Source organism: Bacillus sp. AC266, assembly GCF_979253805.1.
In genome coordinates this window covers 19,246-40,869 of sequence record NZ_CEEDEC010000012.1, presented here as the reverse complement: position 1 = coordinate 40,869, position 21,624 = coordinate 19,246, and the positions used below count along the sequence as shown (strand labels likewise).

Here is a 21,624-nt window from a genome sequence, read left to right as displayed (position 1 = left end):
CCGTTCGTTTTAAATATATATTACCAAACGTATGCTACTACTTCTCCACCAGTTTGTAATTGACGAGCGTCTTTGTCTGTCATTACTCCCTTAGATGTAGAAACAAGAGCGATACCTAATCCGTTAAGTACACGTGGTACTTCATCAGCTTTTGCGTAAACGCGTAAGCCAGGTTTACTGATACGTTTTAATCCAGTGATTACACGTTCATTGTTTGCACCATATTTCAGGAAAATACGAAGGATACCTTGTTTGTTATCCCCAATGTATTCTACATCACGAATGAAACCTTCACGTTTTAAAAGTTCAGCGATCTCTTTTTTGATTTTAGAAGCAGGAACCTCTAATTTCTCATGACGTACCATGTTCGCATTACGGATGCGAGTAAGCATGTCTGCAATTGGATCTGTCATCACCATGTGTTTTACCTCCTTCCCATTTGTGGGTTTTACCAACTAGCTTTTTTAACACCAGGAATTTGACCTTTATATGCAAGTTCACGGAAACAAATACGGCAAAGCTTAAATTTGCGGTATACAGAATGCGGACGACCGCAGCGTTCGCAACGTGTATACTCTTGTACTTTAAACTTAGGAGTACGCTTTTGTTTCGCGATCATAGATTTTTTAGCCACGTTTTCGCCTCCTCTACTTAGCGTTGGCTTCCATTATTTTTGGAATGGCATACCGAATTGTGTTAAAAGTTCACGAGCTTCTTCATCAGTTTTCGCTGTAGTAACGATTACGATGTCCATACCGCGGACTTTACTTACTTTATCATAATCAATCTCAGGGAAAATTAGTTGCTCTTTAACACCTAATGTGTAGTTCCCACGACCATCGAATGATTTCTTAGAAACACCACGGAAATCACGTACACGTGGTAAAGAAACTGATACTAATTTGTCGAAGAACTCATACATTTGTTGTCCGCGTAAAGTTACTTTCGCACCGATTGGCATACCTTCACGAAGACGGAAACCAGCGATTGATTTTTTAGCGCGAGTTACAACAGGTTTTTGACCTGCGATTTGCGTTAATTCTTCTACTGCATTGTCTAAAGCTTTTGAGTTAGATACCGCGTCACCAACACCAGTGTTGATTACGATCTTTTCGATTTTCGGTACTTCCATCACAGATTTATAGTTAAACTTGCTCATTAGAGCAGGAGTAATTTCCTTTTGGAACTTCTCTTTAAGGCGATTCAATGAAGTGACCTCCTTTCTTAAGAAAATTATTTATCTAATAATTCACCAGATTTTTTTGCAATACGAACTTTTTTACCATCTTCTACTTTGAAGCCTACGCGAGTAGGTTCGCCTGTTTTCGGATCTAATACCATAACATTAGAAACGTGAATAGGTGCTTCTTTCGTAATAATTCCACCTTGTGGATTTAATTGAGATGGCTTAGAGTGTTTTTTAACGATGTTAACACCCTCAACGATAACACGGTTTTGCTTTGGGAAAGCCACAAGGATAACGCCTTGTTTTCCTTTGTCTTTACCAGTGATTACCTGAACTTTATCACCTTTTTTTACATGCATCTTAATTCTGCACCTCCTTAGCAAGGCAATACCTTAAATTATAGAACTTCTGGAGCTAAAGAAACGATCTTCATGAAGTTGCTATCACGTAATTCACGAGCTACTGGTCCGAAGATACGAGTACCACGTGGGCTCTTATCGTCTTTGATGATAACCGCTGCGTTTTCATCAAATTTAATATAAGAACCGTCCGGACGACGAGCTCCGCTCTTCGTACGTACCACTACTGCCTTAACAACGTCACCTTTTTTAACAACGCCACCTGGTGTTGCTTGTTTTACCGTAGCAACGATAATATCACCAATATTAGCATATTTACGACCAGAGCCGCCTAATACTTTAATTGTTAAAAGTTCACGTGCACCAGAGTTGTCAGCAACTTTCAAACGAGATTCTTGTTGGATCATGTTATGAAACCTCCCTTCGGACTAAAAATTCCGATTCGTCTATTTAGATAACAACCGCTTCTTCAACGATTTCAACTAAACGGAAACGCTTAGTAGCAGAAAGCGGGCGAGTTTCCATGATTTTAACGATATCGCCAAGTTTTGCTTGGTTTTGCTCATCATGGGCTTTGTACTTTTTAGAATACTTAACACGTTTTCCGTACAAGGAATGAGTTTTGTAAGTTTCAACTAAAACTGTAATCGTTTTGTCCATTTTATCAGACACAACACGACCAGTATAAACTTTGCGTTGGTTACGTTCGCTCACTATGCAAACCTCCCCTCAATTTATCGATTAATTCCGATCTCTCTTTCACAAACTACAGTTTTCATACGAGCAATCGCTTTACGCACTTCACGGATGCGAGTTGGATTCTCTAATTGTCCTGTAGCAAGTTGGAAGCGAAGATTGAACAATTCTTCCTTTAAAGCTTTAACTTTTGTTTCGATTTCGGCAGTGGTTAATTCACGAATATCATTAGTTTTCATTAGATTCACCACCATTTTCTTCACGTTTTACGAACTTACATTTCACAGGTAGTTTGTGAGCTGCAAGACGTAATGCTTCGCGTGCTACCTCTTCAGATACACCCGCGATTTCAAACATAATTTTCCCAGGTTTTACTACTGCTACCCAGCCTTCTGGTGCCCCTTTACCGGAACCCATACGTACTTCTAGAGGTTTTGCAGTGTAAGGTTTAGAAGGGAAAATTTTAATCCATACTTTACCGCCACGTTTCATGTAACGAGTCATTGCACGACGAGCAGCTTCGATTTGACGGTTTGTAATCCATGAAGCAGCTTGTGCTTGTAAACCGAATTCACCGAAAGCAATTTCAGTTCCACCTTTTGCACGACCACGCATTTTACCACGATGCTCTCTACGATATTTTACGCGTTTTGGCATTAACATATTATTTTCCTCCTTCCTCAGAAGCTTTCTTTTTTGTAGGAAGGACTTCTCCACGGTAGATCCATACTTTTACGCCTAATTTACCGTATGTTGTATCAGCTTCAACTGCTGCATAGTCAATATCAGCGCGAAGTGTATGAAGTGGAACAGTTCCTTCACTGTAAGATTCTGCACGAGCGATATCAGCCCCGCCAAGACGACCAGAAACCTGTGTTTTAATACCTTTTGCTCCTGCACGCATAGCACGTTGAATAACTTGCTTTTGTGCACGACGGAATGATACACGGTTTTCTAATTGACGAGCGATGTTTTCGCCCACTAATTTAGCGTTAAGATCAGCTCTCTTAACTTCTAAAATGTTAATGTGTACACGCTTGCCTGTTAATTGGTTAAGAGCTTTACGAAGTGCTTCAACTTCAGTACCACCTTTACCAATTACCATACCAGGTTTTGCAGTGTGAATTGTAACATTTACACGATTTGCTGCACGTTCGATTTCTACTTTAGCAACAGCAGAATCTTTTAAGCGTACAGTAATGTACTCACGGATTTTGATGTCTTCATGTAATAACGTAGCATAATCTTTCTCAGCGAACCAACGAGATTCCCAGTCGCGGATAATACCGACACGAAGACCAATTGGATTAACCTTCTGACCCATCGATTATCCCTCCTTCTTTTCTGATACCACAACTGTGATGTGGCTTGTGCGTTTGTTAATTTGGCTTGCACGACCCATTGCACGTGGACGGAAACGTTTCAACGTTGGACCTTCGTCAACGAAGACTTTTTCAACAACTAGGTTGTTAATATCCATCTCATAATTGTGCTCTGCATTTGCGATTGCAGATTTTAAAACTTTTTCTACAACTGGAGAAGCAGTTTTTGGTGTGTGGTTAAGGATAGCAATCGCTTCACCCACTTGCTTACCTCGGATTAAGTCTACTACTAAACGAACCTTACGAGGAGCAATACGAACTGTTCTCACTACTGCTTTAGCTTGCATTGAAGTGCCTCCTCTCATTATCTTCTAGTTTTCTTATCGTCAGCAAGGTGACCTTTATACGTACGAGTTGGTGCGAATTCACCTAACTTATGGCCAACCATATCCTCAGTGATGTACACAGGTACGTGTTTACGACCATCATATACAGCAATTGTATGTCCGATGAACTGAGGGAAGATTGTTGAACGGCGAGACCAAGTTTTAACAACTTGTTTTTGCTCAGATGCAACTAATTTTTCCATTTTGTTCATTAAGTGATCATCGACAAATGGTCCTTTTTTTAAGCTACGAGCCATTTTGGTGCCTCCCTTCGTGATTGGCGTACGGTTCTTGAAATGAACCGTACTACAATCCCATTATTTTTTACGACGACGAACGATAAATTTATCAGACGCTTTGTTTTTCTTACGAGTCTTGAATCCAAGAGTTGGTTTACCCCATGGAGACATTGGAGACTTACGTCCGATTGGAGAGCGTCCTTCACCACCACCGTGTGGGTGATCAACCGGGTTCATTACAGAACCACGAACTGTTGGGCGCTTACCTAACCAGCGAGAGCGACCTGCTTTACCGATTTTGATAAGTTCGTGTTGTTCGTTACCAACTTGACCGATTGAAGCGCGACAAGCAGATAATACTAAACGTACTTCACCAGAAGTTAAACGTACAAGTACGTATTTTCCTTCTTTACCAAGTACTTGAGCAGACGTACCAGCAGAACGGACTAATTGTCCTCCACGACCAGGCTTAAGCTCGATATTATGAACAACAGTACCTACTGGAATGTTGATTAATGGTAATGCGTTACCGATTTTAATGTCAGCTTCAGGGCCAGACATAACTTCCATACCTACTTCTAAAGTTTTAGGAGCAAGAATGTAACGTTTTTCACCGTCAACGTAGTTAATTAATGCGATATTCGCAGAGCGGTTTGGATCGTATTCGATCGTAGCAACGCGTCCTGGAATTCCATCTTTGTTACGCTTAAAGTCGATGATACGGTATTGACGCTTATGTCCGCCACCTTGATGACGTACAGTAATTTTACCTTGGTTATTACGACCAGCCTTTTTGCTTAAAGGAGCAAGTAAAGACTTTTCTGGTCTGTCAGTCGTGATTTCAGCGAAATCATTCGTAGTCATGTTACGACGACCGTTAGTAGTTGGATTATACTTTTTAATTCCCATCTCAATTTCCCTCCTTCTTTAGTAAGAATTAAACGCCTTGGAAGATTTCGATTTCTTTGCTGTCAGCAGTTAGCTTAACGATTGCTTTACGACGACGGCTAGTAAAACCAGCGTGACGACCAACACGTTTTGCTTTCGGCTTGTAGTTCATGATATTTACTTTGTCTACATTAACACCAAAGATCGCTTCTATAGCGTCTTTAACCTCTGTTTTATTAGATTTAACGTCCACGTCGAACGTGTATTTTTTTTCAGCCATCATTTCCATAGAACGTTCAGTGATAACTGGGCGCTTAATGATATCACGAGGATCTCTCATTATGCAAGCACCTCCTCTACTTTTTCCACTGCCGCTTTTGTCATGATTAGCTTATCATGATGAAGCACATCTAGCACGTTTACGCCATCAGCAGTGATTACTGTTACTCCAGGGATATTGCGAGCAGATAACTCTACAGATTCGTTTGCATCAGCAGTTACGATAAGAGCTTTCTTCTCAACAGTTAACCCTTTAAGTACTGCTACCATGTCTTTTGTTTTTGGTGCATTTAACACTAGGTCCTCAAGAACTACAATGTTGTTCTCAACTACTTTAGTAGCTAATGCAGATTTGATTGCTAAACGACGAACTTTCTTAGGAAGTTTGTACGCATAGCTTCTTGGTGTAGGTCCGAATACCGTACCACCACCACGCCATTGAGGAGAGCGGATAGAACCTTGACGAGCACGTCCAGTTCCTTTTTGACGCCATGGTTTACGACCACCACCACGAACTTCAGAACGAGTTTTTACTTTGTGTGTACCTTGACGTAAAGATGCACGTTGCATCATTACAGCTTCAAATAGTACAGCTTCATTTGGTTCGATACCGAAAATAGCTTCAGCTAATTCGATTTCACCAACCTGTGAACCAGTTTGGTTATATACAGTAACTTTTGGCATTGGAATTCCTCCTTCCTATTGTGAATTATTTGCTAACCTTCACAGCGCCTTGAACAACTACAAGAGATTTCTTAGCACCTGGAACGTTACCTTTTACTAGTAATAAGTTGCGCTCAGTGTCAACTTGAACGATTTCTAAGTTTTGGATAGTAACTTGGTCTCCACCCATACGTCCAGCAAGTTTTTTGCCTTTGAATACACGGTTCGGAGCAACTGGCCCCATTGAACCTGGACGACGGTGATAGCGAGAACCATGAGACATAGGTCCGCGAGATTGTCCGTGGCGTTTAATAACACCTTGGAAACCTTTACCTTTAGAAATTCCTGTTACGTCAACGATTTCACCTGCAGCGAAAACTTCAACTTTTACCTCTTGACCAACCTCTAATCCGTCCACGTCTGCATCGCGGATTTCGCGAATGAAGCGCTTAGGAGTTGTAGATGCTTTAGCAGTGTGGCCTTGTTCAGGTTTGTTAGTTAACTTTTCACGTTTATCTTCAAATCCTAACTGAATTGCGTTGTAGCCATCAGTTTCAGTTGTTTTCTTTTGAAGAACAACGTTTGGATTAGCAGCGATTACCGTTACTGGGATTAACTCACCGTTCTCAGCAAATACTTGAGTCATACCGATCTTTCTTCCTAAGATTCCTTTGGTCATGAGTTACACCTCCTACATTTTTAAGTTATATGAATTATAGTTTGATTTCGATATCTACACCAGATGGTAAATCTAAACGCATTAATGAATCTACTGTTTGCGGAGTAGGACTCACGATGTCGATTAGACGTTTGTGTGTGCGCATTTCGAATTGTTCACGAGAATCTTTGTACTTATGAACAGCACGAAGAATTGTGTAAATAGTCTTCTCAGTTGGTAATGGGATCGGACCAGAAACTGTTGCCCCAGAACGCTTAGCTGTTTCTACAATTTTCTCAGCTGATTGATCAAGAATACGGTGATCATAAGCTTTTAAACGGATACGAATTTTTTCTTTTGCCATTATTTTCCCTCCTTCGTTCGCCTATTTCTAAAATAGACCTTCTCCATGGAAATTTCCCCACACCATGCCATGGCAAAGCGGCCGGGTGTGTCAGCAACCTTCCACTTCATCGCAGTCAAAGACCAACATTGTCTATTATACAATGTTATTCGTCTAGATGCAAGCATCTTTTTGTTCGCATCTGCTTTTCTCTACTTTTGCTATTATACATGGCACTTTAAAGAATATCAAGTTTTCATCTACTCTTATTCAACTTACAGTTTTTGGGTGTTATTTTCGTTTTATATACTATAGAAGAAACTTATCCAAAAATAGAAAATACACCTCTTTCTTCTATAGTAATAAGCAATAAAAAAACTCAAGGGAGAATCCCTTGAGTTTTTAATAATCTAATTAAAGACTACTCAGCAACGATTGTAGCAACTACACCGTAACCTACTGTACGTCCACCTTCACGAATAGAGAATTTAGTTCCCTCTTCGATAGCGATTGGAGCGATAAGTTCGATAGTCATTTCGATGTTGTCACCAGGCATTACCATTTCAGTACCTTCTGGTAATTGGATGATTCCAGTTACGTCAGTTGTACGGAAGTAGAACTGTGGACGGTAGTTAGCGAAGAATGGAGTATGACGTCCACCTTCTTCTTTAGATAATACGAAAACCTCAGCTTTGAATTTAGCGTGTGCTTTTACAGAGCCAGTTTTAGCAAGAACTTGTCCACGTTGGATGTCTTCACGAGCAACCCCACGAAGTAGAGCACCGATGTTGTCTCCAGCTTGAGCTTGGTCAAGAAGCTTACGGAACATTTCTACACCAGTTACAGTTGTAGTAGCATTCTCTTCAGCAAGACCGATGATTTCTACTACGTCACCAACTTTAACGATTCCACGCTCAACACGACCAGTTGCAACTGTACCACGACCTGTGATAGAGAATACATCCTCGATAGGCATTAAGAATGGTTTGTCAGTTTCACGTTCTGGAGTTGGGATGTAAGCATCAACTTCAGTCATTAATTCGATGATTTTTTCTTCCCACTCAGCTTCTCCTTGAAGAGCTTTAAGAGCAGAACCTTTAATTACAGGAATATCGTCGCCTGGGAATCCGTATTCAGATAATAGGTCGCGAACTTCCATTTCTACTAATTCTAATAATTCTTCGTCATCTACCATGTCGCATTTGTTTAAGAATACAACGATGTAAGGAACACCTACTTGACGAGAAAGAAGGATGTGCTCACGTGTTTGAGGCATTGGACCATCAGCAGCAGATACTACTAAGATACCGCCGTCCATTTGAGCAGCACCAGTGATCATGTTTTTAACATAGTCAGCATGACCTGGGCAGTCAACGTGTGCATAGTGACGAGTTTCAGTTTCGTACTCAACGTGTGCAGTTGAGATTGTGATTCCGCGCTCTCTTTCTTCTGGAGCAGCGTCGATTTGATCGTATCCGCGTGCTTCAGCACCACCAGCTTTTGCAAGAACTGTAGTGATCGCAGCAGTTAATGTAGTTTTACCATGGTCAACGTGGCCGATTGTACCGATGTTAACATGGGGTTTAGAACGTTCGAATTTAGCTTTAGCCATTCTAAATTCCTCCTTAGTTTATATGGGTTATTTTATATTTAGACTAGAAAGTGAAACTTACGTCTCACTTTCTAAGCTTACATAAGTAGTTATACTTGAACAATCGATAAAAATCAATTATTCACCTTTATTTTTTTTAATAATTTCTTCAGAAACAGACTTCGGTACTTCTTCATAATGATCAAATGTCATTGAGAATGTTCCGCGTCCTTGAGTGTTAGAACGTAATGCCGTTGCATAACCGAACATTTCAGAAAGTGGAACCATAGCGCGAACAACTTGAGCGTTACCGCGAGCTTCCATACCTTCTACACGTCCACGACGAGATGTTACGTCGCCCATAATGTCACCCATGTACTCTTCAGGAATTACAACTTCAACTTTCATCATTGGCTCAAGAATTACTGGGCTACATTTAGAAACCGCAGCTTTAAGCGCCATAGATGCAGCGATTTTGAACGCCATCTCAGATGAATCGACATCATGGTAAGATCCGTCAACTAACGCAGCTTTGATGTCAACTAGTGGGTAACCAGCTAGTACACCATTTTTAAGTGAGTCTTCAAGACCCGCTCCAACAGCTGGGATGTATTCACGTGGAACTACACCGCCGACGATTTTGTTTTGGAATTCAAAACCTTTACCTTCTTCATTAGGTTCAAACTCAATCCAAACGTGACCGAATTGTCCACGACCACCAGATTGACGAGCGAACTTACCTTCAACTTTCGCAGCAGCGCGGAAAGTCTCACGGTATGCTACCTGAGGAGCACCAACGTTTGCTTCCACTTTGAATTCACGGCGCATACGGTCAACGATGATATCAAGGTGAAGTTCACCCATACCAGCGATGATTGTTTGGCCAGTTTCTTGGTCAGTGTGAGCACGGAATGTTGGATCTTCTTCAGAAAGCTTAGATAATGCTGTACCCATTTTATCTTGGTCAGCTTTAGATTTTGGTTCGATAGCTACAGAGATAACTGGTTCTGGGAATTCCATAGACTCAAGGATAACAAGGCTCTTCTCGTCACAAAGAGTATCACCAGTAGTAGTATCTTTTAAACCTACAGCAGCAGCGATATCACCAGCGTAAACTGTTGAAATCTCTTCACGGCTGTTAGCGTGCATTTGTAGGATACGACCTACACGCTCACGCTTACCTTTAGTTGAGTTTTTCACGTATGATCCAGAGTTTAACACACCAGAGTACACACGGAAGAACGTTAACTTACCAACATAAGGATCAGTCATGATTTTGAATGCTAAAGCTGCGAATGGTTCTTCATCGCTAGACTTACGCTCGATAGCTTCATCTGTATCCGGAAGAGTACCTTTAATAGCAGGTACATCTAATGGAGATGGTAGGTAGTCGATAACTGCGTCTAACAGAATTTGAACACCTTTATTTTTGAATGCAGAACCACAGATTACTGGGAAGAATTCTACAGAAGTTGTAGCCTTACGGATACCAGCTTTAAGCTCTTCTACAGTGATTTCTTCACCTTCTAGGTACTTCATCATCATTTCTTCATCAAGCTCAGCTACCGCTTCAATAAGTTTTCCACGGTATTCTTCAGCTAATTCTTTATGCTCTTCAGGAATTTCGACACGCTCGATGTCTGTTCCTAAATCGTTAGCGTACATGTAAGCACACTCTTCAACAAGGTCAATGATACCATTGAACTCATCTTCAGCACCGATTGGTAACTGAATTGGATGTGCGTTTGCTTGTAAACGATCGTGGATTGTTCCTACAGAGTATAAGAAATCTGCACCAATCTTATCCATTTTGTTAACGAATACGATACGAGGTACACCATAAGTAGTAGCCTGACGCCAAACAGTTTCTGTTTGTGGTTCTACACCAGATTGTGCATCAAGTACTGCTACTGCGCCATCAAGTACGCGTAAAGAACGTTCTACTTCTACTGTGAAATCTACGTGTCCTGGAGTGTCAATGATATTTACACGGTGACCTTTCCATTGTGCTGTAGTTGCAGCAGAAGTAATTGTGATACCACGTTCTTGCTCTTGCTCCATCCAGTCCATCTGAGATGCACCTTCATGAGTTTCACCGATTTTATGAATACGTCCTGTGTAATACAGAATACGCTCAGTTGCTGTTGTTTTACCAGCATCGATGTGAGCCATGATACCAATATTACGAGTGTTTTCTAAAGAGAACTCTCTAGTCATTTGGTGTCTTGCTCCTTCCATATATGGATTGGATTATTTTATTTTAAGTAGCAAAAAAGCCACTTTATATTGTTACATATGCCAGTGTCCAGTACCCTCATTATGTAAAACGAGCGCCCAACGAAAGGGAGAGGCATTCTCCCTCTCCACACTTCCATAAGCGACAAATAAAGCGGTTTATGCTTACATTTATTTTACGTTGAATCCTACCAACGGTAATGAGCAAATGCTTTGTTAGCTTCTGCCATTTTATGAGTGTCTTCACGTTTCTTAACAGATGCACCAGCGTTGTTAGCTGCATCTAAGATTTCGTAAGCTAGACGCTCTTCCATAGTTTTTTCACCACGAAGACGAGCATAGTTTACTAACCAGCGAAGACCTAAAGTTGTACGGCGTTCTGGACGAACCTCAACTGGAACTTGGTAGTTAGCACCACCAACACGACGAGCGCGTACTTCAAGAACAGGCATGATGTTCTTAAGAGCTTGCTCGAATACTTCCATTGGTTCTTTATCTGAACGTTCACGAACGATATCGAAAGCGTTATAAAGAATTGTTTGAGATTTACCTTTTTTACCGTCAACCATCATTTTGTTGATTAGGCGTGTTACAAGTTTAGAATTGTACATTGGATCTGGTAACACGTCACGTTTCGCAACAGGTCCTTTACGAGGCATATTGAGTTCCTCCTTTCATTATAAGTTTATTATTTTTTAGCAGGTTTTGGTCGCTTAGTACCATATTTAGAACGTCCTTGCATACGTTTGTCAACACCAGCTGTATCAAGCGCACCACGAACGATGTGGTAACGTACCCCTGGTAAATCCTTTACTCGACCACCGCGAATTAATACTACGCTATGCTCTTGTAGGTTATGACCGATACCTGGGATGTAAGCTGTAACTTCAATACCGTTTGTTAAACGTACACGAGCGTATTTACGTAACGCTGAGTTCGGTTTCTTCGGAGTCATTGTACCAACACGAGTACACACACCACGTTTTTGAGGTGCAGAGATATCAGTTGATTTTTTCTTTAAAGAATTAAAACCTTTGTTTAACGCAGGTGATTTAGACTTCCATACTTTATCAGTACGACCATTTCTCACTAATTGGTTAATAGTAGGCATTTGATTATCCTCCCTTCGCATGTTTGTATGACCACATATCCAGGTGGTTCATTATTAGTTGAAAACAAAGTTTTTGCAAGGAAGAGCAAATGCTCTCTCCTCACAAAAACAGTTTTAACTTATTATTCCTATTGCTGAAGCTCCCACTTGAATCCCCGAAACTTTTCCAAGCTTACGAACTGATTCAACTTTGGTTATGGGTATGTTATGTTGCAAGGCAGTACGAATGATAACATGGGTTAACCGCACATCAGCATCTTCCGCAATAACAACTTCTTTAACTATACCATTTTTGATTGCTTCCAATGTTCGTTTATGACCAACGACTACATTTTCAGCATTTGACACTTTTTGATAAGACATTTAAATATCCTCCAAAGCATCATTCAGGAGCAACCTTGATTATAGTAACATTTTGTCTCATACAATGTCAACTAGGATCAGCTGTTTTTATACAAAATTTACGACGGAAAATTTTACTGTTCCACATAAACTTCATCGTTTTCTACATTCATGTTATCTTGTGTTGTTTTTACAAGATCCACTTTGCGATAACGATTCATACCTGTTCCAGCAGGAACAAGCTTACCGATAATAACATTCTCTTTCAATCCTAGAAGCTCATCGCGTTTACCCTTAATTGCTGCATCTGTTAGAACACGAGTTGTTTCTTGGAATGACGCCGCAGATAAGAACGAATCTGTCTCAAGTGAAGCTTTTGTAATACCAAGTAGAACTGGTCTAGCCGTTGCTGGTTGTTTACCTTTCAGTAACACCTTCGCATTCGCATCAGTAAACTGATGGATATCTAGTAATGTTCCTGGTAATACATCTGTTTCACCCGCATCACTTACACGAACTTTACGTAGCATTTGACGTACCATTACTTCTACGTGTTTGTCACCAATTTCTACCCCTTGCATACGGTATACTTTTTGAACTTCACGTAATAAGTATTCTTGAACTGCTGTAATGTCCGTTACTTTTAGTAATTCCTTCGGATCAATAGAACCTTCTGTTAACTCTTTACCGTGGCTAATTGGCTGTCCTAGAGTTACTTTCAGACGAGCACCGTAAGGAATAGCATACGTACGAGCTTCAACTTCACCCTGTACAACTACTTCTTGGCGATCTTTAACATCGTTGATCGCTGCGATAACACCGTCAATTTCACTGATAACTGCCTGACCCTTCGGATTACGAGCTTCGAAGATCTCTTGGATACGAGGTAAACCTTGTGTGATATCATCCCCGGCAACCCCACCTGTATGGAACGTACGCATCGTTAACTGTGTACCTGGCTCACCGATAGATTGAGCTGCGATAATACCTACCGCTTCTCCTACTTCTACGTCTGTACCAGTTGCTAAGTTACGACCGTAACACTTCTTACATACACCATGGCGAGTATTACACGTAAACGCTGAACGAATGTTTACAGTTTCAACACCCGACTTTTCAACGATATGAGCAATATCTTCAGTAATTAATTGATTTTCAACAACTAATACTTCACCTGTTTCAGGATGTTTTACAGTTTTTCTTGCAAAACGTCCAACAAGACGATCATATAGTGACTCAATAACTTCATTACCCTCTTTAATCGCACCAATTAGTAAACCGCGATCTGTTCCACAATCATCTTGACGAACAATTACATCTTGTGCAACGTCTACAAGACGACGTGTTAAGTAACCAGAATCGGCAGTTTTAAGTGCTGTATCGGCAAGACCTTTACGCGCACCATGCGTAGAGATGAAGTACTCAAGTACTGTTAAACCTTCACGGAAACTCGATTTGATCGGAAGCTCAATGATACGACCAGATGGATTGGCCATCAGACCACGCATACCAGCAAGCTGAGTAAAGTTCGATGCGTTACCACGGGCACCGGAATCACTCATCATGAAGATTGGGTTGCGTTTATTCAAGGATTTCATCAGCTTTCCTTGGATAACATCTTTTGCATTACTCCAAATAGAGATAACGCGATCGTAACGTTCTTCTTCCGTGATTAAACCGCGACGGAATTGTTTAATTACATTATCTACTTTTGCTTGTGCTTCATGGAGAATTTCATCTTTTTCACCTAATACAAGAATATCTGATACCCCAACTGTAATACCAGCTTTTGTAGAGTATTTAAATCCTAAGTTTTTCATACGGTCAAGCATGCGAGACGTTTCTGTAATTTGGAAACGTTTGAATACTTCCGCAATAATATTACCAAGGATTTTCTTGCTAAATGGTGCCACTTCTTCGCGACTAGCAATAATTTCTTTAATGTTCGCACCTTTTTCAACGAAATATTCCGCTGGTGTTTCTTTTTCAAGGTTTGAGTTTGTTGGTTCATTAATATAAGGGAACGACTCTGGTAAGATTTCGTTAAATATTAATTTACCAACTGTTGTTAATAGAAGCTTACTCTTTTGCTCTTCAGTAAACGTTACATTATTTACCGAACTCGCAGCAACTGCAACACGTGTGTGCAGATGTACATATCCATTTTGGTATGCAAGTATTGCTTCGTTTGCATCTTTGAAGACCATACCCTCACCGATTGCACCTTCGCGCTCAAGTGTTAAGTAATAGTTACCTAATACCATATCCTGAGATGGAGTAACAACTGGTTTTCCGTCTTTTGGATTCAAGATGTTTTGTGCCGCTAACATAAGGATACGAGCTTCTGCTTGTGCCTCTGATGATAACGGAACGTGAACCGCCATTTGGTCACCGTCAAAGTCCGCGTTGTATGCAGTACATACAAGTGGGTGAAGACGGATTGCACGACCTTCTACTAGTGTAGGTTCAAACGCCTGGATACCAAGACGATGAAGTGTTGGCGCGCGGTTTAGAAGTACTGGATGCTCTTTGATCACAGATTCTAAAACGTCCCAAACTTCAGGGTGTACACGCTCGATTTTACGTTTAGCACTCTTAATGTTGTGTGCTAATCCTTTTCCAACTAACTCTTTCATAACGAAAGGTTTAAACAATTCAAGTGCCATTTCTTTCGGCAATCCACATTGGTACATCTTTAAGTTCGGTCCTACAACGATTACAGAACGGCCAGAGTAGTCAACACGTTTACCTAATAAGTTTTGACGGAAACGTCCTTGTTTACCTTTAAGCATGTGAGATAGTGATTTTAATGGACGGTTACCTGGTCCAGTAACTGGACGGCCACGGCGACCATTATCGATTAATGCGTCTACAGCTTCTTGTAACATACGTTTTTCGTTTTGAACGATAATGCTTGGTGCACCTAAGTCCAATAGACGTTTTAAACGGTTGTTACGGTTAATTACACGACGATATAAGTCGTTTAAGTCAGAAGTAGCAAAACGTCCACCATCTAACTGTACCATCGGGCGTAGTTCTGGTGGGATAACTGGAAGAACCTCTAAGATCATCCAAGATGGGTGATTTCCAGAGTTACGGAATGCTTCTAATACTTCTAGACGTTTAATAGCACGAGTACGGCGTTGTCCTTGTGCTGTTTTTAATTCTTCTTTTAAGAAGTCTACTTCTTTATCTAAATCGATGTCTTGCAGTAATTTTTTAATCGCTTCTGCACCCATAGCAGCATGGAATGTACTTCCATATCGATCACGATATGCACGGTATTCTTTTTCAGAAAGTAATTGCTTCTTATCAAGTGGTGTATCTCCACTCTCTGTTACAACATAAGAAGCGAAATAAATTACTTCTTCAAGCGCGCGAGGGGACATGTCTAAGACAAGTCCCATGCGGCTCGGGATACCTTTGAAATACCAAATATGAGATACAGGAGCAGCTAATTCGATATGACCCATACGTTCACGACGAACTTTTGCACGCGTTACTTCAACGCCACATCGATCACAAACTACACCTTTATAACGTACACGTTTATATTTCCCGCAATGACATTCCCAGTCCTTTTGTGGTCCGAAAATACGCTCACAGAACAAGCCATCTTTTTCAGGCTTTAACGTACGATAGTTAATTGTTTCTGGTTTCTTAACTTCACCGTATGACCAAGAACGAATCTTGTCAGGTGAAGCAAGTCCAATCTTCATATATTCAAAGTTATTTACATCTATCAAGGGGCCTACCTCCCTTTTAGTCTACAGGTTATCCCAATTATTCCTTAGTTGTCTCAACTTCAACATTCAATTTATCTGCTGATTGATGATCATCGTCATCTTCCGTATCACGCATTTCAATTTCTGTATCGTTGATAGACATCATTTTAACGTCCATACCTAAACTTTGCAGTTCTTTAATCAATACTTTGAATGATTCAGGAACGCCTGGTTCTGGAACATTTTCACCTTTAACAATTGCTTCATACGTCTTAACACGTCCAATAACATCATCAGACTTCACTGTTAAGATTTCTTGAAGAGTATAAGCAGCACCATAAGCTTCAAGTGCCCAAACCTCCATCTCACCGAAACGCTGTCCACCGAACTGAGCTTTACCTCCAAGAGGTTGCTGCGTTACAAGTGAGTATGGTCCAGTAGAACGAGCATGAAGTTTATCGTCAACCATGTGCGCAAGTTTGATCATATACATGACACCAACAGATACACGGTTATCGAATGGCTCACCAGTACGTCCGTCATACAGGATTGTTTTCGCGTCATTTGCCATACCAGCTTCTTCAATTGTGCCCCATACATCTTCCTCACGAGCACCATCGAATACCGGTGTTGCAATGTGAATACCAAGGTATCTTGCTGCCATACCAAGATGAAGCTCTAATACCTGACCGATATTCATACGAGATGGTACCCCTAATGGGTTTAACATGATATCGATTGGCGTACCATCTGGTAAGTAAGGCATATCTTCTTCCGGTAAAATACGGGAGATAACACCTTTGTTACCATGACGACCGGCCATTTTGTCACCTTCAGAAATTTTACGCTTTTGAACGATATATGCACGTACAAGTTGATTCACGCCTGGTGGCAATTCATCGCCATCTTCACGGTTAAACACTTTTACGTCTAAGATAATACCGCCACCACCGTGTGGTACACGTAGTGATGTATCACGTACTTCACGTGCTTTTTCACCGAAGATTGCATGTAATAGACGTTCTTCTGCCGTTAATTCTGTTACACCTTTTGGCGTTACTTTACCAACAAGTAGATCTCCATCTTTTACTTCAGCACCGACGCGAATAATACCGCGCTCGTCAAGATTACGAAGTGCATCTTCCCCAACATTCGGGATATCACGTGTAATTTCTTCTGGTCCAAGCTTCGTATCACGAGCTTCTGATTCATATTCTTCAATATGGATAGAAGTGTACACATCATCTTTTACAAGGCGCTCACTCATGATGATCGCATCCTCATAGTTATAACCGTCCCATGTCATAAAGCCAACAAGCACGTTACGTCCAAGCGCCAGTTCACCTAGTTCCATAGAAGGACCATCCGCAAGGATTTCACCTTTTACAACTTGGTCTCCAACACTTACGATTGGACGTTGGTTGTAGCAAGTTCCTTGGTTAGAACGAATGAATTTTTGCATTTTGTAGCGATCTAAGTCGCCTTTTACTGTTTGACCGTCAACGTCTACATAGCGACGTACCCAAACTTCACGTGCTTCTACGCGCTCAACAACACCAGGCTGTTTACAGATTACTGCAGCACCTGAGTCTTTTGCTGATACGTACTCCATACCTGTACCTACAATCGGAGATTCCGGATTTATTAACGGAACCGCCTGACGTTGCATGTTCGCTCCCATAAGTGCGCGGTTAGAGTCATCGTTTTCTAAGAACGGAATACAAGCTGTCGCTGCCGACACTACTTGTTTTGGAGATACATCCATGTAGTCGATGCGTTCTTTATTTGTGACAATGTTTTCACCACGGAAACGAGCTACGATATCTTCATCAAGGAATTCCCCTACTTCAGATAATTTCATATTCGCTTGGGCTACAACATAGTTATCTTCTTCATCTGCTGTTAAATAATCAACCTGCCCTGTTACAAGACCAGTTTCTGGGTCAACACGACGGTATGGCGTTTCAATGAAACCAAACTCATTTACTTTCGCAAACGAAGATAATGAGTTAATCAAACCGATGTTTGGTCCCTCTGGCGTTTCAATTGGACACATACGACCATAGTGAGAGTAGTGAACGTCACGTACTTCAAAGCCTGCGCGCTCACGCGTTAAACCACCGGGTCCTAATGCAGATAGTCTTCGTTTGTGAGTTAACTCTGCTAATGGGTTTGTTTGATCCATGAACTGAGATAACTGAGAACTTCCGAAGAACTCTTTAATAGATGCAATAACCGGGCGAATGTTAATTAACGCTTGTGGTGTAATTGCATTTGTATCTTGAATCGACATTCTCTCACGAACAACACGTTCCATACGAGAAAGACCGATACGGAATTGGTTTTGTAGTAACTCTCCTACAGAACGCAGACGACGATTTCCTAAGTGGTCAATATCATCTGTATCCCCTACTTTATATAGCAAGTTAAAGAAGTAGCTAATAGAAGCAAGAATATCACCTGGTGTGATGTGTTTTATATCACGAGTAATATTTGCATTCCCAATTACGTTTATAGATCGTTCGCCTTCTGATTCTGGAGCATAAATCTTAATAGATTGCAGCTCAACATCGCCTGCTACCACTCCACCCATTGGTTTCGCTGTTTTGAATCCAATGTTTTTCTCTAAGTAAGGTAGAATGCGATCCAGTGTACGACGATCTAAGACTGTTCCTTCTGCCGCTAAAATTTCACCAGTTTCTGGATCCACCAGTGTTTCAGCTAAACGTTGGTTAAACAATCTGTTTTTAATGTGTAGCTTTTTGTTGATCTTATAGCGACCTACATTTGCTAAATCATAGCGCTTCGGATCAAAGAAACGAGACACAAGTAAGCTCTTTGCATTTTCTACTGTTGGTGGTTCACCAGGGCGTAGACGCTCATAAATTTCAAGCAATGCTTTCTCTGTGCTATCTGTGTTGTCTTTTTCTAACGTATTGCTTAAGTATTCGTTATCACCTAAAAGCTCGGTGATTTCTTGATCAGAGCCAAACCCTAATGCGCGTAACAAAACAGTTACAGGAAGTTTACGCGTACGGTCAATACGCACATATACAACATCCTTAGCATCTGTTTCATACTCTAACCAAGCTCCGCGGTTTGGAATTACAGTAGCAGTAAAACCACGTTTTCCGTTTTTATCCACTTTGCCACTATAGTATACGCTTGGAGAGCGAACTAACTGGGAAACGATAACACGTTCTGCACCGTTAATTACGAATGTTCCAGTCTCTGTCATGAGTGGGAAATCTCCCATGAACACATCTTGTTCTTTTACTTCACCAGTTTCCTTGTTGATTAGACGCACTTTTACACGAAGTGGTGCTGCATACGTCACATCACGCTCTTTGCATTCTTCTACAGAGTATTTAGGTTCACCCAAGCTGTAGTCGATAAATTCAAGCGATAGATTTCCCGTAAAGTCTTCGATCGGAGAAATGTCTTGGAACATTTCTCGCAAACCCTCATCAAGAAACCACTGATAAGAAGAGGTTTGAATTTCGATAAGATTTGGTAACTCTAATACTTCACTAATACGGGCATAACTTCTTCGTTGGCGGTGGCGTCCGTATTGAACTAGTTGACCTGTCAACTGCTTCACCCCTCAAATCATGAGTATTATAAATGCACAAAAAAATTTGTGCAAAATCACAAATAAATACAACTACTGCTATTAGCGTAGTTTTTTTCTCTTAAAGATAGATACGTTGAGTCTTTCTACCTGCTCAAAAAAGAAAAATGGCTTCTATAAGAAAACCATCATTCTGTTTCATAATCTGCTGATTTTACTATCTTTTCCAAGAGAAGCAAAAATATACATCTTTCTCAACGCAGAAAATCATATATTGGCATTGTATAATGTTAACATAGCCAAAAATAACCGTCAACGCTTTTTTGATCTTATGATATAATATCCTTTTTTCTTTTCTACAACTTCAACTTCAGAAAATACTTCTTCTAGTTTTTTCATCGCAGATGGCGCACCTTGTTTCTTTTGAATAACAATCCACAATTCTCCACCTGAAACTAAATACTCCACAGCCTTTTCTAAAATCTCATGCACGATATCTTTACCAGCACGAATTGGAGGATTAGATAGAATAACAGCATACTTGCCATCTACATTTTCATAGACACTACTTTGCAAAATACGTATATTTTCAATTCTGTTATTAGCGGCATTTTCTTTTGCAAGTCCCAAGGCCCTTTCATTCACATCCACCATGTGAATTTCACGATTTTGAAACTCTTTCGCTAACGACAAACCGATTGGACCGTACCCACATCCTACGTCTAACACATTACCTTTAACCTCTGGCATTTGAAACGCTTCAATTAAAAGACGAGAACCAAAGTCCACTTCGTTTTTCGAGAACACCCCATGGTCAGATAAAAAAGTAAATCGAGATTCACGAAGTGTAACTTCCCATCGTTTACGATCACTTTTACTAGAAGGGTCGTTAGAAAAATAATGGTCTGCCATATGGCCACCTCTTTTCTTTACAGTTAAAAAAAAAGCTCGCATAAGAGCGAGCTTTTTTTAAAGCACCAAAAGTTAATTACTTAACTTCTACAGCAGCGCCAACTTCTTCAAGTTTAGCTTTCATTTCTTCAGCTTCCTCTTTAGTAACGCCTTCTTTGATTGCTTTTGGAGTGTTGTCAACTAATTCTTTAGCTTCTTTTAAGCCAAGACCAGTGATTTCACGTACAGCTTTGATAACTTTGATTTTTTGAGCGCCAGCACTTGCAAGTACTACGTCAAATTCAGTTTGCTCAGCAGCAGCTTCACCAGCGCCACCAGCTACAGCTACAGGAGCAGCAGCAGTTACGCCGAATTCTTCCTCGATAGCTTTTACTAAGTCGTTAAGTTCTAATACAGTCATAGATTTAACTGCTTCAATGATTTGTTCTTTAGTCATTGTAAATATCCTCCCTTAAATAGGTTTGTATTGTTTTATAGATAACAAGTAATTATCTTTTAAAAAATTAAGCGCCTTGCTCTTCCTTTTGATCTGCAACTGCTTTAGTAGCAAGTGCAAGGTTACGGATTGGAGCTTGAAGAACGCTAAGAAGCATAGAAAGTAAGCCTTCACGTGATGGAAGAGTAGCGATAGCTTTAACCTCATCAAGTGTTACAAGTTTACCTTCGATTACGCCCGCTTTAATTTCTAAAGCTTCATGATTTTTAGCGAAGTCGTTTAATACTTTCGCAGGAGCAACTACATCCTCGTTACTGAACGCGATTGCGTTTGGTCCTGTTAAGAATTCGTTTAACTCAGCCATTTCAGCAGACTCTGCAGCACGACGAGTTAAAGAGTTTTTGTAAACTTTGAACTCAACGCCAGCTTCACGTAAGTTTTTACGTAATTCTGTTGCTTCAGAAACTGTTAAACCACGGTAGTCAACAACAATTGTAGATTTACTCGCGCGAAGTTTTTCAGCGATTTCAGTTACAACTTGTTGTTTAGTTTCGATTACTTTGCTCATGTTATTACACCTCCTGTAGATTATATAGAAGATGTACCGAAAGTGCACTAAAAACCTCCATGCCCAACTTGTAGACATGGAGGCATATAGTCACAGAAAAAAGATTCCGCTTCG

26 protein-coding genes and 1 other annotated feature (1 of these 27 only partly in view) are annotated in these 21,624 nt (G+C 40.6%); all 26 genes read right to left on the bottom strand.

What is annotated here, in order from left to right; all coding sequences use genetic code 11:
• Positions 1–20 precede the first annotated feature (20 nt).
• The 26 genes from rpsH to rplJ all read right to left on the bottom strand — a co-directional run bounded on the left by rpsH (position 21) and on the right by rplJ (position 21,510).
• Positions 21–419, bottom strand: a complete 399-nt coding sequence (rpsH, locus tag AC0IXC_RS28045; protein ID WP_002009764.1) for a 30S ribosomal protein S8 — start codon at positions 417–419, stop codon at positions 21–23.
• A gap of 29 nt (positions 420–448) precedes the next feature.
• A complete protein-coding gene (gene rpsN / locus AC0IXC_RS28040) occupies positions 449–634 on the bottom strand; it encodes a 30S ribosomal protein S14 (protein WP_001085700.1) in 186 nt (61 codons plus the stop codon).
• Positions 635–667: 33 nt separating this feature from the next.
• Positions 668–1,207: a 50S ribosomal protein L5 gene (rplE, locus tag AC0IXC_RS28035; protein ID WP_002091528.1), complete on the bottom strand. Its 540-nt coding sequence runs from the start codon at positions 1,205–1,207 to the stop codon at positions 668–670.
• A 26-nt stretch (positions 1,208–1,233) separates the two neighbouring features.
• Complete coding sequence (rplX, locus tag AC0IXC_RS28030; RefSeq protein WP_000558201.1) at positions 1,234–1,545, bottom strand: 50S ribosomal protein L24; 312 nt, start codon at positions 1,543–1,545, stop codon at positions 1,234–1,236.
• Between the two features lie 38 nt (positions 1,546–1,583).
• Positions 1,584–1,952, bottom strand: coding sequence for a 50S ribosomal protein L14 (gene rplN / locus AC0IXC_RS28025; protein ID WP_000615912.1), 369 nt, complete (start codon positions 1,950–1,952; stop codon positions 1,584–1,586).
• A gap of 43 nt (positions 1,953–1,995) precedes the next feature.
• A complete protein-coding gene (gene rpsQ, locus AC0IXC_RS28020; RefSeq protein WP_002091526.1) occupies positions 1,996–2,259 on the bottom strand; it encodes a 30S ribosomal protein S17 in 264 nt (87 codons plus the stop codon).
• Between the two features lie 20 nt (positions 2,260–2,279).
• Positions 2,280–2,480 (bottom strand): 50S ribosomal protein L29, encoded by a 201-nt coding sequence (gene rpmC, locus AC0IXC_RS28015; RefSeq protein WP_002091523.1) that lies wholly within the window; start codon positions 2,478–2,480, stop codon positions 2,280–2,282.
• Entirely contained in the window at positions 2,470–2,904 is a 435-nt protein-coding gene (gene rplP / locus AC0IXC_RS28010; protein ID WP_000928969.1) for a 50S ribosomal protein L16, read from the bottom strand. Before rplP ends, rpmC begins: the two co-directional genes overlap by 11 nt.
• Position 2,905: 1 nt before the next feature.
• Positions 2,906–3,565, bottom strand: coding sequence for a 30S ribosomal protein S3 (gene rpsC, locus AC0IXC_RS28005; protein WP_002009771.1), 660 nt, complete (start codon positions 3,563–3,565; stop codon positions 2,906–2,908).
• A 3-nt stretch (positions 3,566–3,568) separates the two neighbouring features.
• Positions 3,569–3,910 (bottom strand): 50S ribosomal protein L22, encoded by a 342-nt coding sequence (gene rplV / locus AC0IXC_RS28000; protein ID WP_002009773.1) that lies wholly within the window; start codon positions 3,908–3,910, stop codon positions 3,569–3,571.
• Between the two features lie 17 nt (positions 3,911–3,927).
• Positions 3,928–4,206, bottom strand: a complete 279-nt coding sequence (gene rpsS / locus AC0IXC_RS27995) for a 30S ribosomal protein S19 (protein WP_000124452.1) — start codon at positions 4,204–4,206, stop codon at positions 3,928–3,930.
• A gap of 60 nt (positions 4,207–4,266) precedes the next feature.
• Positions 4,267–5,097, bottom strand: a complete 831-nt coding sequence (rplB, locus tag AC0IXC_RS27990) for a 50S ribosomal protein L2 (protein ID WP_000511584.1) — start codon at positions 5,095–5,097, stop codon at positions 4,267–4,269.
• Positions 5,098–5,125: 28 nt separating this feature from the next.
• Entirely contained in the window at positions 5,126–5,416 is a 291-nt protein-coding gene (gene rplW / locus AC0IXC_RS27985) for a 50S ribosomal protein L23 (protein WP_001205557.1), read from the bottom strand.
• Positions 5,416–6,039 (bottom strand): 50S ribosomal protein L4, encoded by a 624-nt coding sequence (rplD, locus tag AC0IXC_RS27980; RefSeq protein ID WP_001127261.1) that lies wholly within the window; start codon positions 6,037–6,039, stop codon positions 5,416–5,418. Before rplD ends, rplW begins: the two co-directional genes overlap by 1 nt.
• Positions 6,040–6,064: 25 nt before the next feature.
• The gene (rplC, locus tag AC0IXC_RS27975) at positions 6,065–6,697 is read right to left on the bottom strand and encodes a 50S ribosomal protein L3 (protein ID WP_000160209.1); all 633 of its coding nucleotides are present in this window, start codon (positions 6,695–6,697) and stop codon (positions 6,065–6,067) included.
• A gap of 34 nt (positions 6,698–6,731) precedes the next feature.
• Entirely contained in the window at positions 6,732–7,040 is a 309-nt protein-coding gene (rpsJ, locus tag AC0IXC_RS27970) for a 30S ribosomal protein S10 (protein WP_001040595.1), read from the bottom strand.
• A 400-nt stretch (positions 7,041–7,440) separates the two neighbouring features.
• Entirely contained in the window at positions 7,441–8,631 is a 1,191-nt protein-coding gene (gene tuf, locus AC0IXC_RS27965; protein ID WP_002009778.1) for an elongation factor Tu, read from the bottom strand.
• A 117-nt stretch (positions 8,632–8,748) separates the two neighbouring features.
• The gene (gene fusA / locus AC0IXC_RS27960) at positions 8,749–10,827 is read right to left on the bottom strand and encodes an elongation factor G (RefSeq protein ID WP_002113318.1); all 2,079 of its coding nucleotides are present in this window, start codon (positions 10,825–10,827) and stop codon (positions 8,749–8,751) included.
• Between the two features lie 206 nt (positions 10,828–11,033).
• Positions 11,034–11,504: a 30S ribosomal protein S7 gene (gene rpsG / locus AC0IXC_RS27955; protein ID WP_001137492.1), complete on the bottom strand. Its 471-nt coding sequence runs from the start codon at positions 11,502–11,504 to the stop codon at positions 11,034–11,036.
• Positions 11,505–11,533: 29 nt separating this feature from the next.
• Positions 11,534–11,956 (bottom strand): 30S ribosomal protein S12, encoded by a 423-nt coding sequence (gene rpsL / locus AC0IXC_RS27950; protein ID WP_001142341.1) that lies wholly within the window; start codon positions 11,954–11,956, stop codon positions 11,534–11,536.
• A gap of 114 nt (positions 11,957–12,070) precedes the next feature.
• On the bottom strand, positions 12,071–12,319 hold the full coding sequence (locus AC0IXC_RS27945) for a 50S ribosomal protein L7ae-like protein (RefSeq protein ID WP_000121833.1): 249 nt from the start codon (positions 12,317–12,319) through the stop codon (positions 12,071–12,073).
• Between the two features lie 113 nt (positions 12,320–12,432).
• Complete coding sequence (gene rpoC / locus AC0IXC_RS27940; protein WP_002009783.1) at positions 12,433–16,044, bottom strand: DNA-directed RNA polymerase subunit beta'; 3,612 nt, start codon at positions 16,042–16,044, stop codon at positions 12,433–12,435.
• 37 nt (positions 16,045–16,081) lie between these two features.
• A complete protein-coding gene (gene rpoB / locus AC0IXC_RS27935; RefSeq protein ID WP_002113316.1) occupies positions 16,082–19,615 on the bottom strand; it encodes a DNA-directed RNA polymerase subunit beta in 3,534 nt (1,177 codons plus the stop codon).
• Between the two features lie 291 nt (positions 19,616–19,906).
• A complete protein-coding gene (locus tag AC0IXC_RS27930; RefSeq protein WP_471653651.1) occupies positions 19,907–20,506 on the bottom strand; it encodes a class I SAM-dependent methyltransferase in 600 nt (199 codons plus the stop codon).
• Positions 20,507–20,582: 76 nt separating this feature from the next.
• Positions 20,583–20,942, bottom strand: coding sequence for a 50S ribosomal protein L7/L12 (gene rplL, locus AC0IXC_RS27925; RefSeq protein ID WP_002009788.1), 360 nt, complete (start codon positions 20,940–20,942; stop codon positions 20,583–20,585).
• Positions 20,943–21,009: 67 nt separating this feature from the next.
• The gene (rplJ, locus tag AC0IXC_RS27920; RefSeq protein WP_002009790.1) at positions 21,010–21,510 is read right to left on the bottom strand and encodes a 50S ribosomal protein L10; all 501 of its coding nucleotides are present in this window, start codon (positions 21,508–21,510) and stop codon (positions 21,010–21,012) included.
• Between the two features lie 39 nt (positions 21,511–21,549).
• Positions 21,550–21,624, bottom strand: a sequence feature (ribosomal protein L10 leader region); it runs 71 nt beyond the window's last position.

Excerpts from the sequence above, each read along its gene's own strand:
- rpsH (WP_002009764.1), bottom strand. The coding sequence starts at position 419 with ATGGTGATGACAGATCCAATTGCAGACATGCTTACTCGCATCCGTAAT.
- rplX (WP_000558201.1), bottom strand. The coding sequence starts at position 1,545 with ATGCATGTAAAAAAAGGTGATAAAGTTCAGGTAATCACTGGTAAAGAC.
- rplN (WP_000615912.1), bottom strand. The coding sequence starts at position 1,952 with ATGATCCAACAAGAATCTCGTTTGAAAGTTGCTGACAACTCTGGTGCA.
- rpmC (WP_002091523.1), bottom strand. The coding sequence starts at position 2,480 with ATGAAAACTAATGATATTCGTGAATTAACCACTGCCGAAATCGAAACA.
- rplP (WP_000928969.1), bottom strand. The coding sequence starts at position 2,904 with ATGTTAATGCCAAAACGCGTAAAATATCGTAGAGAGCATCGTGGTAAA.
- rpsC (WP_002009771.1), bottom strand. The coding sequence starts at position 3,565 with ATGGGTCAGAAGGTTAATCCAATTGGTCTTCGTGTCGGTATTATCCGC.
- rplV (WP_002009773.1), bottom strand. The coding sequence starts at position 3,910 with ATGCAAGCTAAAGCAGTAGTGAGAACAGTTCGTATTGCTCCTCGTAAG.
- rpsS (WP_000124452.1), bottom strand. The coding sequence starts at position 4,206 with ATGGCTCGTAGCTTAAAAAAAGGACCATTTGTCGATGATCACTTAATG.
- rplB (WP_000511584.1), bottom strand. The coding sequence starts at position 5,097 with ATGGGAATTAAAAAGTATAATCCAACTACTAACGGTCGTCGTAACATG.
- rplW (WP_001205557.1), bottom strand. The coding sequence starts at position 5,416 with ATGAGAGATCCTCGTGATATCATTAAGCGCCCAGTTATCACTGAACGT.
- rplD (WP_001127261.1), bottom strand. The coding sequence starts at position 6,039 with ATGCCAAAAGTTACTGTATATAACCAAACTGGTTCACAGGTTGGTGAA.
- rplC (WP_000160209.1), bottom strand. The coding sequence starts at position 6,697 with ATGACCAAAGGAATCTTAGGAAGAAAGATCGGTATGACTCAAGTATTT.
- rpsJ (WP_001040595.1), bottom strand. The coding sequence starts at position 7,040 with ATGGCAAAAGAAAAAATTCGTATCCGTTTAAAAGCTTATGATCACCGT.
- tuf (WP_002009778.1), bottom strand. The coding sequence starts at position 8,631 with ATGGCTAAAGCTAAATTCGAACGTTCTAAACCCCATGTTAACATCGGT.
- fusA (WP_002113318.1), bottom strand. The coding sequence starts at position 10,827 with ATGACTAGAGAGTTCTCTTTAGAAAACACTCGTAATATTGGTATCATG.
- rpsG (WP_001137492.1), bottom strand. The coding sequence starts at position 11,504 with ATGCCTCGTAAAGGACCTGTTGCGAAACGTGACGTGTTACCAGATCCA.
- rpsL (WP_001142341.1), bottom strand. The coding sequence starts at position 11,956 with ATGCCTACTATTAACCAATTAGTGAGAAATGGTCGTACTGATAAAGTA.
- AC0IXC_RS27945 (WP_000121833.1), bottom strand. The coding sequence starts at position 12,319 with ATGTCTTATCAAAAAGTGTCAAATGCTGAAAATGTAGTCGTTGGTCAT.
- AC0IXC_RS27930 (WP_471653651.1), bottom strand. The coding sequence starts at position 20,506 with ATGGCAGACCATTATTTTTCTAACGACCCTTCTAGTAAAAGTGATCGT.
- rplL (WP_002009788.1), bottom strand. The coding sequence starts at position 20,942 with ATGACTAAAGAACAAATCATTGAAGCAGTTAAATCTATGACTGTATTA.
- rplJ (WP_002009790.1), bottom strand. The coding sequence starts at position 21,510 with ATGAGCAAAGTAATCGAAACTAAACAACAAGTTGTAACTGAAATCGCT.